Annotated in this window: 10 protein-coding genes and 1 pseudogene; 8 read left to right on the forward strand and 3 right to left on the reverse strand. The window is 57.7% G+C overall.

Features of this window, described 5'->3' with window-relative positions; all coding sequences use genetic code 11:
* Window positions 1-8 precede the first annotated feature (8 nt).
* Both gabT and AC3ISI_RS00860 read left to right on the forward strand, forming a co-directional pair.
* Entirely contained in the window at window positions 9-1,286 is a 1,278-nt protein-coding gene (gene gabT / locus AC3ISI_RS00855) for a 4-aminobutyrate--2-oxoglutarate transaminase (RefSeq protein ID WP_489335043.1), read from the forward strand.
* Between the two features lie 136 nt (window positions 1,287-1,422).
* Entirely contained in the window at window positions 1,423-2,637 is a 1,215-nt protein-coding gene (locus AC3ISI_RS00860) for an HDOD domain-containing protein (RefSeq protein WP_489335045.1), read from the forward strand.
* A gap of 36 nt (window positions 2,638-2,673) precedes the next feature.
* On the opposite strand, the gene AC3ISI_RS00865 is transcribed toward AC3ISI_RS00860, so the two are convergent.
* From AC3ISI_RS00865 to desA, 3 genes and pseudogenes are all read right to left on the reverse strand, one after another.
* Window positions 2,674-3,669, reverse strand: coding sequence for an IS110 family RNA-guided transposase (locus AC3ISI_RS00865; protein WP_489333713.1), 996 nt, complete (start codon window positions 3,667-3,669; stop codon window positions 2,674-2,676).
* A 315-nt stretch (window positions 3,670-3,984) separates the two neighbouring features.
* Window positions 3,985-4,700 (reverse strand): annotated as a pseudogene (locus AC3ISI_RS00870) (sensor domain-containing diguanylate cyclase).
* 157 nt (window positions 4,701-4,857) lie between these two features.
* On the reverse strand, window positions 4,858-6,042 hold the full coding sequence (desA, locus tag AC3ISI_RS00875) for a delta-9 fatty acid desaturase DesA (RefSeq protein ID WP_489335046.1): 1,185 nt from the start codon (window positions 6,040-6,042) through the stop codon (window positions 4,858-4,860).
* Window positions 6,043-6,187: 145 nt separating this feature from the next.
* Here desA and dibA point away from each other — a divergent pair, with 145 nt between their 5' ends.
* From dibA to AC3ISI_RS00905, 6 genes are all read left to right on the forward strand, one after another.
* Window positions 6,188-8,107: a phosphodiesterase DibA gene (gene dibA / locus AC3ISI_RS00880; protein ID WP_489335047.1), complete on the forward strand. Its 1,920-nt coding sequence runs from the start codon at window positions 6,188-6,190 to the stop codon at window positions 8,105-8,107.
* Window positions 8,108-8,282: 175 nt separating this feature from the next.
* Window positions 8,283-8,465, forward strand: coding sequence for a sulfur starvation response protein OscA (gene oscA / locus AC3ISI_RS00885; RefSeq protein ID WP_007941032.1), 183 nt, complete (start codon window positions 8,283-8,285; stop codon window positions 8,463-8,465).
* 69 nt (window positions 8,466-8,534) lie between these two features.
* Window positions 8,535-9,548, forward strand: coding sequence for a sulfate ABC transporter substrate-binding protein (locus AC3ISI_RS00890; protein WP_489335048.1), 1,014 nt, complete (start codon window positions 8,535-8,537; stop codon window positions 9,546-9,548).
* A gap of 69 nt (window positions 9,549-9,617) precedes the next feature.
* Window positions 9,618-10,436 carry a sulfate ABC transporter permease subunit CysT gene (gene cysT / locus AC3ISI_RS00895; protein WP_489335049.1) on the forward strand — a complete coding sequence of 273 codons (819 nt, stop codon included), beginning with the start codon at window positions 9,618-9,620 and terminating at the stop codon, window positions 10,434-10,436.
* A gap of 13 nt (window positions 10,437-10,449) precedes the next feature.
* On the forward strand, window positions 10,450-11,322 hold the full coding sequence (gene cysW / locus AC3ISI_RS00900) for a sulfate ABC transporter permease subunit CysW (protein ID WP_489335050.1): 873 nt from the start codon (window positions 10,450-10,452) through the stop codon (window positions 11,320-11,322).
* 4 nt (window positions 11,323-11,326) lie between these two features.
* Entirely contained in the window at window positions 11,327-12,316 is a 990-nt protein-coding gene (locus AC3ISI_RS00905) for a sulfate/molybdate ABC transporter ATP-binding protein (protein WP_489335051.1), read from the forward strand.
* Window positions 12,317-12,318: the final 2 nt, after the last annotated feature.

Here is a 12,318-nt window from a genome sequence, read left to right on the forward strand (position 1 = left end):
AGGACTTTATGAGCAAGACTAACGCATCCCTGATGAAACGCCGCGAAGCCGCTGTACCACGTGGTGTTGGCCAGATTCACCCGATCTTCGCCGAGTCCGCAAAGAACGCCACCGTGACTGACGTTGAAGGTCGCGAGTTCATCGACTTCGCCGGCGGTATCGCTGTGCTGAACACCGGTCACGTGCACCCGAAAATCATCGCTGCCGTGACCGAGCAGCTGAACAAGCTGACCCACACTTGCTTCCAGGTATTGGCTTACGAACCGTACGTAGAAGTGTGCGAAAAAATCAACGCCAAGGTGCCAGGTGATTTCGAGAAGAAAACCTTGCTGGTCACCACGGGTTCCGAAGCGGTAGAAAACGCCGTGAAAATCGCTCGTGCCGCCACTGGCCGCGCCGGCGTGATCGCCTTCACCGGCGCTTACCACGGTCGCACCATGATGACTCTGGGCCTGACCGGTAAAGTCGTTCCTTACTCGGCCGGCATGGGCCTGATGCCCGGCGGTGTATTCCGCGCGCTGTACCCGAATGAACTGCACGGTGTGAGCGTCGACGACTCGATCGCCAGCATCGAACGCATCTTCAAGAACGACGCTGAGCCGCGTGACATCGCTGCCATCATCATCGAACCGGTTCAGGGCGAAGGCGGTTTCTACGTCGCGCCTAAAGAGTTCATGAAGCGTCTGCGCGCCCTGTGCGACCAGCACGGCATCCTGTTGATCGCTGACGAAGTGCAAACCGGCGCTGGCCGTACCGGCACCTTCTTTGCCATGGAACAGATGGGCGTGTCCGCCGACCTGACCACCTTTGCCAAATCCATCGCTGGCGGCTTCCCGTTGGCCGGTGTGTGCGGCAAGGCCGAATACATGGACGCCATCGCTCCAGGCGGCCTGGGCGGCACTTACGCCGGTAGCCCGATTGCTTGCGCCGCTGCCCTGGCCGTGATGGAAGTGTTCGAAGAAGAGCACCTGCTGGACCGCTGCAAGGCCGTCGGTGAGCGTCTGGTCACTGGCCTCAAGGCTATCCAGGCCAAGTACCCAGTGATTGGCGAAGTCCGTGCCCTGGGCGCGATGATCGCTGTCGAGCTGTTTGAAAGCGGCGACAGCCACAAGCCAAACGCTGCTGCGGTAGCGTCGGTTGTGGCGAAGGCTCGCGACAAGGGCCTGATCCTGCTGTCCTGCGGCACCTATGGCAACGTTCTGCGTGTCTTGGTACCGCTGACTTCGCCGGACGAGCAACTGGACAAAGGCCTGGCGATCATCGAAGAGTGCTTCTCCGAGCTCTGATTGATTTGTGAGCTGATCGACAAAAAACCCGCTTCGGCGGGTTTTTTTACGTCTCTTGAAGCACATTGAGGCCAATTGTTCTGTATCGATTCGCCAGTGTTGGTTAAGGTTCAAGCATTGCGAGGGAGCGTGCTGCATGACTGTCGTTGATTTACCCGCTGCACCGAGAGTGCTGATTGCCGAGGCCGACCCCTGGTCCCGAGACTTGCTCAAGCAGGTGTTGTTGAGTGTGCGCTGCGACGCACGGCTGGACCTGTGCGCCGATGGCCAGGAGGCAATAGACAGACTGGCGGAGGTTCCTTACGACTTGGCGATCGTCGACTGGGAGTTGCCCGGTGTCGATGGCTTGAATGTTTTGCGTAACGTGCGTCAACGCAGGCGCAATCCACCGCTGCCTTTCATTCTGATGAGCAGTCGCAACGACAGTGCCAGCGTGCGCGAGGCTTTACCTCTGGCGCCCACGGCGTACCTGACCAAACCCCTGAATATGGGAAACCTGACCCAGCGTTTGCAGGACTTGCTGCTGAACGCGGGTGAAGAAGTGTCCTGCGAGGTGCCGACGTTGGCGCCGGGCATGACGTTATCGGTGTATTTGGAACGTCGTCGCGAACTGACAGATGGTGCGCCGTTGATGACTGACGTGCAGATCGCGGTTCAACGTAGCCTCAATCCCAGCGGTCTTGATCTGAAGCGGCTGGAAGACGAAATTCGCACCGATCCGCAGATTACTGCTGTGCTGGTCGCCGCCGCGAACAGCGCGGGGCATCACATTGGCGACCCCGTGCAGACCCTGTCTCAGGCCTTGCATCGTTTGGGTTCCGGGCAAAGCATGAACCTGATTCTGGGGTTGGCGCTCAAGCGTAGTGCTCGGCTAGAAGATCCACTACTGGCGGATTATGCCGAGCGTTATTGGGAGCTGTCGCTGCACACCGCCGAGTACGCCCGCACACTGGCGCGTTTGCTGGATCTAGACCAAGAGCGCTGTTACTGCGCAGGCATGCTGCATCGTCTTGGCGACCTGGCTTTGCTGCGCTGTTTGCAGGAGTGGAAGCAGGCTGGAGGTGAGCTGGATGAGTGGGAAGAGGTGGGTGATGCGCTCGCAGAGTTCGGTGCTGCCTACGGTTCGGCGCTGCGCACTCGTTGGCGTCTGCCGCTGGAGCTGCGAGAGCTGATTGCGGCGGTCTATCAGCTCGGTGGTGGGGTTTACTCACGTGAGGCGCTAGTGATGAGCATGGCTGCGCAATTGGCGCGCCTGACGACCCACGACGACGTTGAAGCGTTGGCGAAAAGCCGAACAGCGCGGTTGCTCAAGATCGGCTTGCCGGAGCTCATGCGATTACGCAAAAAATAGGACTTGCACACGCCCCTGTAGATACTCTGTTCACGGTCAAGCTTTCGCGAGATGTTTTTCGCTAAAAAGCTTGGCCGTATTAAATTCTTCTCCAGAACGCATGCATGCCCATAACCCGGTCAGGTATTTGCGCATCACCGCTCCAATGGCCTGCATTTTCTTCTTGCCGCGAGCTAGCAGCGCCTCGTAAAAGGCCTTCACATTCTCATCACAGCGAATTGCCGTCATCGCCGGCATGAACATCGCTGCACGCAAATACGCGTTACCGCATTTGGACATTCGACTTGGTCGGTTCACACTGGTGCCTGACTGGGTCAGCCTGACGTCGAGCCCTGCATAACGGCTGACCTGTGCCGACTTGAGCGTCACAGGCAAGGTCGTCAGCTCAGCCAGTGCGGCGATAGCCGAGGCTTCTCCCACGCCGGGAGCAGCCATCATGCAGCGAAACTGCAAACTCAGATCCGGGCATTTGGCGATGGCCTCGCGTGCCGCCTTCTTCAAACGATCAATCCGTGTGTCCAGCGCTGCAATCGCATCTTTCTCATCCTCGATCAGTAGCTCGACACTCGTTTGTGTCGCTTGTAGCGCGTGCAGCTCATTCTTGGCTCTGGTCCGATGACCAATCAGCCGGTTGATATGGCGACCAAGCGCACGCAGCATTAGTTGATCTGCAGTCGGCGGGACCCACAGTCTAGGCGCCATGCGCTCACCGTATTCGGCCAGCAATTGGGCATCAATCTGATCAGTCTTGCTGTTTTGCAGCATCAGCTTGGCAAAGTTGTGGAAGCTTTTGGGATTAATCACCGAGACCGGCAAACCGGCGGCGTGTAGCTCCAGCGCAAGGTCCAGGTAGTAAATGCCGGTGGCCTCCATGATCACGCTCAGCGGTTTGAGGCCCAACATCTTGGTCACGGCAGCCTTACGCCCCTTCGACGTGTGCTGAATCTCCCACTGGCCTGATGTCTTACCGTTCTGTCGCCATCCCATCGCAGACGTACGGGCACCAATGTCTATGCCGACATGAGTATTCATGCTTTTCACTTCCCTGACTTTCGGTAAGATTGCTTCCGGTTCCCCCGACCTCGAACTTCATGCCACCGCAACCTTGTAATGCGAAGTCCGACTTGTCGGCTTCTCGATACTCTTCGTGGTGGGCAATGAGGCGGGGGGGCCTCTCTACAGACAAGGTCAGGAGCAAATCCTGCCTTCAGGAGTGATCGGCCTCCCCCAGAAACGCACTTGCTGTTGTATGAATCCTTGAGCGTAACCTCTCTCGTTGGAATCAGGGTCAACATACAAGGAGTGAGCCTGATCTGGTCCAGTAATTTTGGACATTGTTTTCGGTTCTCACGCCGCCATCTTTTCTGCCGCATCCGCGCGTGCAAACAGGCTGTCGAGGCTCGTCGGTGAGGCTGGTCAAACCCTTGCTGACGGTAATACCGAAGGTCTGGTCGTCATGGCGGAAGCTCAATTGCTGAATCTGCCGTTGCAGACGCTCAGCCACTTGCATGGCCGTGTCAGGCGCGCAGCCGAGAAATACCTCCGCAATCTCTTCACCGCCGATGCGGCCGAACACCCCCACGCCGCAATGCGCTGCGACAGCTCTCCGCGTTCTGTTGCAGTACTGTGTCACCTTGCGGGTGGCCGTACGTGTCGTTAATCACTTTGAAGTCATCGATGTTCAGCAACATGAATGCCAGTGGCGCACTTTGTTTACGTGCTTGTGCAAACTCGTGTTGCGCGCATTCCAGGCTGCGCTCGGCATAGTCCAGGTTGTCGGGGTAAATGCTGTCGCGCCATTCGTTGTAGTCGGACAGCAAACTGCCAGTGGATCGGCCGAAAATCCGCTCATAGGCCGGACTGACGTAGAGCACCTGACGGGTTTCCCAATTGAATGCCCCAAGCACCGCGTTGACGCTCACCAGCAACGAGCTGAACAGCTGAACAGCTGTTCACGTTCACTCAGGCGCCACTTCGCTTTGAGCACGCATCAGTGCCATCAAGGTTTGAATGGTGTCGGATAACAGATGAGAGGATGAGTCTTGCAGGTGTTTGGAGACCATCGGGGCAAATCTCAAAGGGTGTGCGCCGCTCGAGGCTCGAAGGCGGCGAAAACGAAGCCCACCGGCGTGGCGACGTGTCTTTGAGATAGGGGATTTGGGGGTTTGGAGCTAAGTTCCGAAGGGTGCGCCCGCTAGCGTGGCGCACCGATCAACGGCGTCAGACTGCGGAAGGACGCAGGGAGTAGGTTTTCAACTGGTCGGCGAAGTCGCGCAGGGATTGAATTCCGCTGGCTTCGGCTTCGTGTACCCAGTCCTTGATAGCGGCGAGCATGTCGTGACCATTTGAGCTGGTCTTGACCCAGATCTGCTGCAAGGCCAGGCGTTTCTCGTAAATTACCTTCAGCGCCTGACTGTGCTCGAGCATAGCCTGGATGCGAACGTGGTGTTTTTCGTCCAGCAGGCTGGTTTCCCGCGAGAGCAGGCGCTTGGCGCGGTGAAATTGATGACGGACCGAGTGATCGACCTTTTCCAGTTCTTGTTTGACCAGTGGCGCAATCACCAATTTGCGGTACTGGGCCATGATCTGAAAGCGGTTGTTGAGGATTGCCATGGCGGTGTCCATGTCCAGGTTACCTTTGCCTTCAACCCGGTGGGCAATCGGTGCAACCCGCTGGACCTTGGCCAGACGGAAAAAACTGAAGATCTGGATCCAGGCCCAACCGAGGTCGAACTCCCACTTCTTCACCGACAATTTTGCCGAGTTAGGGTAGGTGTGATGGTTGTTATGCAGTTCTTCACCGCCGATCAGGATGCCCCAGGGCACCAGATTGGTTGCAGCATCGCGACATTCAAAGTTGCGGTAGCCGACGGCATGGCCAAGGCCATTGACCACGCCAGCGGCCCACACCGGGATCCACATCATCTGGATGGCCCAGATGGTGATACCGATGGTGCCGAATAGCAGCAAGTCGATGATGCCCATGATCGCGATGCCCAACAGCGGGAATCGGCTGTAGAGGTTACGTTCGATCCAGTCTTCAGGGCAGTTCTTGCCGTAGATACGCAGGGTTTCCGGGTTTTCCGCTTCCGCGCGGTACAGCTCGGCGCCTTTGCGCAGAACAGTGGAAAGTCCCTTGATGACAGGGCTGTGCGGATCATCGACGGTTTCGCACTTGGCGTGATGCTTGCGGTGGATAGCGGTCCACTCGCGGGTGTTCTGTGCCGTGGTCAGCCACAGCCAGAAGCGGAAGAAATGTTTCAGGCCGGCATTGAGCTCCAGCGAGCGATGGGCTGAGTAACGATGCAAATAGACCGTGACGCCAATGATCGTGACATGGGTCATCAGCAGGGTGACTGCCACCAGTGACCAAGGCGACAAGCCGAGTAAACCTTCGTACCACATAGGCTGTAGGGCCCTCGATAAAGAAAAAACAGCCGTTGCATTATCACTAAGCCCACGGATAAAACCAGTCGCCGTTTCGGATAAGAGTGGCTGGATGTGTCATTAACCTATAATTCCAACCTTTCGTAGGGACATGGACGGCCGAATGTCTGCCACCTATCGCAATGCCTTACTTGCAGCGCTGCTCTACCTGTTGTTTTCAGTCGCTTGGATGGTGTTCAGCGGCTATTTATTGAACAGTTTCTTCGATAGCTCTGCCGAGCTATTACGATGGCAACTGATCAACGGTTATTTCTGGGTAGTGCTCAGCGCCGGTTTGATCTTCGTTGCCCGGGCTCGGCTGTTCCAGTGCCTGGGGCTGGACGCCAAACTGCGCGAGCGGCATGCCGACCGGGAACGTTTGCGCCAGGCGGCTGCCGTGTTCGACTGCACGCGTGAGGGCGTTCTGGTCACCGATCGAAATGGGCGGATTGTCCATGTGAACCGGGCCTTCATGGCGATCACCGGTTATCAGCAGGATGAAGTGCTGGGCCAACAACCCAGTCTGTTCAAATCCGGTCATCATCCACCGTCGTTTTACCAGTCGATGTTTGCAGCCCTCCACAGCACTGGCGAGTGGAGCGGGGAAATCTGGAACCGCCGCAAAAGCGGCGAAATCTACCCGCAATGGCAAACCATCCGCATCATTTATGACGATCAGGGGCGGCACAGTCATTACGTGGCGGTGTTTTCCGATATCAGTGCGATCAAAAACTCCGAGCATGAGCTCAAGCATCTGGCTCACCACGATCCATTGACCGATTTGCCTAACCGGCTGTTGTTCACCGATCGTGTCGAACAGGCGCTGGCGTCGGCGCAACTCCACAAACGGAGTTGCGCGTTGCTGATGATCGACCTCGATCACTTCAAGATGATCAACGACAGTCTTGGGCACACCGTGGGAGATCAGTTGCTAAAAGCCGTGGCCGAGCTCTTGAAAGCCCTGTTCGGTCCAGGAATCACGCTGGCGCGTCTGGGCGGTGACGAGTTTGCGGTACTCGCCGAAAGCTGTCCGCAAGTGGCGCAGGCGGCGACGCTGGCTCAGCGGGTCATCGATGGTCTGCGCGAGCCCCTCTATATTGATGGGCATCGACTTTTTATCAACGCCAGTGTCGGTATCAGTCAATTTCCCAGTGATGCCCTGAGTGCCGAGCAAATGTTGCGCAACGCCGACTCAGCGTTGTTCAAGGCCAAGAGTGCCGGGCGCGATGGCTACGCGCTTTACACCGAAGAATTGACGGCCCATGCCCAACAGCGCGTGGAAATAGCATTTGAATTGCGTCGCGCCCTGCAGCAGCAGGAGTTGCGCGTCCATTACCAACCCGTGCATGACCTCAAGACCAGCCGTCTGATAGGTGTGGAAGCGTTGGTGCGTTGGGCGCATCCGCAGCGCGGGCTGGTGTCGCCGGCAGAATTTATCCCCGTCGCCGAGCGTACCGGGCTGATTGCCGAGATCGATGCGTGGGTCTTGAGGCAAGCCTGTGAGCAAATGTGCCAGTGGCAAGCGGCGGGCGTGGCGTTATCGTTTGTCGCGGTGAATGTTTCATCGCGACTGTTTGCCCGGCGTGAGCTGTATCAGCAGGTCGCTCGGGTGCTTGATGCGACGGGCCTTGACCCGAAGTATCTGGAACTGGAAGTCACTGAAAGCGCAGTGATGGATGATCCGGAGGAGTCGCTGGAGCAGATGCATCGCCTGCGTGAGTTGGGCGTGCGGTTGGCCATCGACGATTTCGGCACTGGCTATTCGTCATTGCTGCGCCTCAAGCGATTGCCAGTGCAGAAGCTCAAGATCGACCAGGGGTTTGTTGCCGGTTTGCCCTGTGATGAGGATGACGTGGCCATTGTGCGGGTGATCATTGCCTTGGCGCAGAGCATGGGAATGCAGGTGCATGCCGAGGGAATCGAGCAGCTTGAGCAGGCCGGATTCCTGCTGGAGCATGACTGCGATCTGGGGCAAGGCTACTGGTTTGGGCGACCGGTGCCGGCTGAGCAACTGGATTGGATGCGTGCGCCGGTTATTCGGTAAGTGCGCGATCCACAGCACATCCGCTGTAAGCCCATGTCCTACCAAAAATACTTTCTGGTTATATAAACATTCTTAAATAGTCTTTTTAAGAATATCTGCACCTCTCTACTATTGGTTTCACGCCGCAAGCAGTGCCGCCACTGCCAGGCAACCTCTCAGTTGAAGGAGCAGCACCATGAGCGCATCCCTACGTAGTGTTGATGGCCAGGACGAAGCAACCATTTTGCGTGAGATCCAGAGCGCATTGCGCGATCTGCGCTTTGGGGCTGTGGAGATCACTGTGCATAACGCCCAGGTCGTGCAGATCGAACGCAAAGAGAAATTTCGTCTGCAGAACCCAGGCAACAAGCCGAGCTAAGCAACCGGCAACCCGATACCAGCGCCCCATAAAAAAGCCACCACAATCAGAATTCCAGGAGCTTTCACCATGTCGTCGATTCGTTATTTCGCTTTGGCCGCCCTGGCCAGTGCACTTTTTGCGGGTTCCGCGGTTGCCAAGGATTACGAACTTCTTAATGTGTCATACGACCCGACGCGTGAGCTGTATCAGGACTACAACGCCGAATTCATCAAGCTCTGGCAGAAGGATCACGCCGGTGACACCGTAAAAATCCAGCAATCCCACGGTGGTTCGGGCAAACAGGCCCGCGCGGTGATCGACGGTCTGCGCGCCGACGTTGTGACCCTGGCCCTGGCCGGCGACATCGACGAAATCGCCAAGCTCGGGAAGACCTTGCCGGCCGACTGGCAGACGCGTCTACCGGATGCGAGCACGCCTTACACCTCGACCATCGTGTTCCTGGTGCGCAAGGGCAACCCTAAAGGCATCAAGGACTGGGGCGACCTGATCAAGAACGATGTGGCAGTCATCACCCCGAACCCGAAGACCTCCGGCGGTGCACGCTGGAACTTCCTCGCGGCCTGGGCTTATGGCCTGAAAGCCAACGGCGGTGACGAAGCCAAGGCCAAGGAATACGTACAAACGCTGTTCAAGCACGTGCCAGTGCTGGACACCGGCGCTCGCGGTTCGACCATTACCTTCGTCAACAACGGTCAGGGAGACGTGTTGCTGGCCTGGGAAAACGAAGCCTTCCTGGCGCTGAAAGAAGACGGCGGTGCCGACAAGTTCGAAATCGTCGTGCCTTCTCTGTCGATCCTTGCCGAGCCACCGGTGGCCGTGGTTGACAAGAACGCCGAGAAAAAGGGCAACGAGCAGATCGCCGATGCGTATCTCAAGTACCTGTACAGCCCGGCCGGCCAGGAAATTGCGGCGAAAAACTTCTATCGTCCACGTGACAAGGACGTCGCCGCGAAGTACGCCAAGCAGTTTCCGACCCTGGACCTTGTGACCATCGACAAGAACTTCGGCGGCTGGAAAACCGCGCAACCGAAATTCTTCAATGACGGTGGCGTGTTCGACCAGATTTACCAGGCGCAGTAATCTTAAATAGCCATCAACGAGCCCCGATTTAACCGTCGGGGCTTTGCGCGTTCTCAACCAAGGACTTTTATGTCGCGTCGTATTTCCCCCGTCATACCCGGCTTCGGGCTGACGCTGGGCTACACCTTGGTGTACCTCAGCCTGATTGTGCTTATTCCACTGGCGGCGATGTTCGTCCATGCCGCCCAACTCACCTGGGATCAGTTCTGGGCAATTATCTCGGCGCCGCGGGTGCTGGCGGCGATGAAGCTAAGCTTCGGCACCGCGCTCTATGCTGCGGTCATCAACGGGATCATCGGCACGCTGCTTGCCTGGGTGCTGGTGCGCTACACCTTCCCCGGACGCAAAGTCATCGACGCAATGATCGACTTGCCCTTCGCATTGCCCACTGCGGTGGCGGGTATTGCGCTGACTGCGTTGTATACCCCCACCGGTTTGGTGGGGCAGTTTGCAGCGGACCTGGGTTTCAAGATCGCGTACACCCCGCTCGGCATTACCCTTGCCCTCACTTTTGTGACACTTCCATTCGTAGTACGTACGGTACAGCCAGTATTAGCTGATATCCCGCGTGAAGTGGAGGAAGCGGCGGCGTGTCTCGGGGCAAAACCGTTGCAGGTTTTCCGTTACATTCTGGTGCCCGCGTTGCTCCCGGCGTGGCTGACGGGGTTCGCGTTGGCCTTTGCCCGCGGGGTCGGCGAGTACGGTTCGGTGATTTTCATCGCCGGCAACATGCCGATGAAAACCGAGATCCTGCCGCTGCTGATCATGGTCAAACTCGACCAGTACGATTACACCGGCGCTACCTCCATTGGTGTACTGATGCTGGTGGTTTCCTTCGTCCTGTTGCTGCTGATCAATTTGCTGCAACGTCGTATCGAAACCCCATAAGGAGGCGCGAACCATGTCCCAATCGTCTATTGCGGCCGCCTCTTCGGCCAACGCTGCGCGCCGTGGCAGTGCCACCTCGCGAAGAATCCTGATCGGCCTTGGCTGGCTGATTTTTGCTCTGTTTCTGCTGTTGCCGCTGTTCATCGTGGTGTCTCAGGGCCTGAAGCTTGGCCTCGGTGCGTTCTTCACCGCGATCTTCGAGCCGGATGCGCTGTCCGCGCTGAAACTAACGGTGTTCGCCGTGCTGATCTCGGTGCCGCTGAACCTGGTGTTCGGCGTCAGCGCCGCTTGGTGCGTGAGTAAGTACTCGTTCCGCGGCAAGAGCATGCTGGTCACGTTGATCGACTTGCCGTTCTCGGTATCGCCGGTGATCGCCGGTCTGGTCTATGTGCTGATGTTCGGCGCCCAGGGCTTCTTCGGGCCGTGGCTGCAGGATCACGACATCCAGATCATCTTCGCCTTGCCGGGCATCGTGCTGGCGACGATTTTCGTCACAGTGCCGTTCGTGGCGCGCGAACTGATCCCGTTGATGCAGGAGCAAGGCACGCAAGAAGAAGAGGCCGCGCGCCTGCTTGGCGCCAATGGCTGGCAGATGTTCTGGCACGTCACCGTTCCCAATATCAAATGGGGCCTGATCTACGGCGTGGTGCTGTGTACCGCGCGGGCGATGGGTGAATTCGGTGCGGTGTCGGTGGTTTCCGGGCACATTCGCGGGGTGACCAACACCTTGCCGTTGCACGTCGAGATCCTCTACAACGAATACAACCACGTGGCCGCGTTCGCCGTGGCGAGCCTGTTGCTGATCCTGGCGCTCTTCATCCTGCTGCTGAAGCAGTGGAGCGAAAACCGTATTAACCGCCTGCGCGCCAGCGCCGCGGAGGAATGATTTCATGTCGATCGAAGTGCGTAACGTCAGCAAGAATTTCAACGCGTTCAAGGCGCTGGACAACATCAGCCTGGACATTCAAAGCGGCGAACTCGTGGCGCTGCTCGGCCCCTCGGGCTGCGGTAAAACCACGCTGTTGCGGATTATCGCCGGTCTGGAAACTCCGGATCAGGGCAACATCGTGTTCCACGGTGAAGACGTATCCGGCCACGACGTGCGTGATCGCAACGTCGGCTTTGTGTTCCAGCACTACGCGTTGTTTCGCCACATGACTGTGTTCGATAACGTCGCCTTCGGCCTGCGCATGAAGCCGAAAAACCAGCGCCCAAGCGAAAGCCGGATCGCCGAGAAAGTCCACGAATTGTTGAACATGGTGCAGCTGGACTGGCTGTCGGATCGCTATCCGGAACAACTCTCCGGTGGCCAGCGCCAGCGCATCGCGTTGGCTCGCGCCTTGGCGGTGGAACCGAAAGTCCTGCTACTCGACGAACCCTTCGGCGCCCTCGACGCCAAGGTCCGTAAAGAGCTGCGTCGCTGGCTGGCGCGACTGCACGAAGACATCAACCTGACCTCGGTATTCGTGACCCACGACCAGGAAGAGGCGATGGAAGTCGCCGACCGAATTGTGGTGATGAACAAGGGTGTGATCGAGCAGATCGGCTCACCGGGCGACGTCTACGAAAACCCGGCCAGCGATTTTGTGTATCACTTCCTCGGTGATTCCAATCGACTGCATCTGGGGGAGGACAACCACGTGCTGTTCCGTCCACACGAAGTGTCGCTGTCGCGGCATGAACTGGAAGATCATCACGCGGCTGAAGTGCGCGATATTCGTCCATTGGGTGCAACGACTCGGGTGACGTTGAAGGTCGAAGGACAGAGCGAATTGATCGAAGCGGAAGTGGTGAAGGATCACGACAGCCTGATCGGGCTGGCGAAGGGTGAAACCTTGTTCTTCAAGCCCAAGGTCTGGCAAAAACTGGCCAACATCTAAAG

Source organism: Pseudomonas sp. GL_139_B (assembly GCF_057834475.1).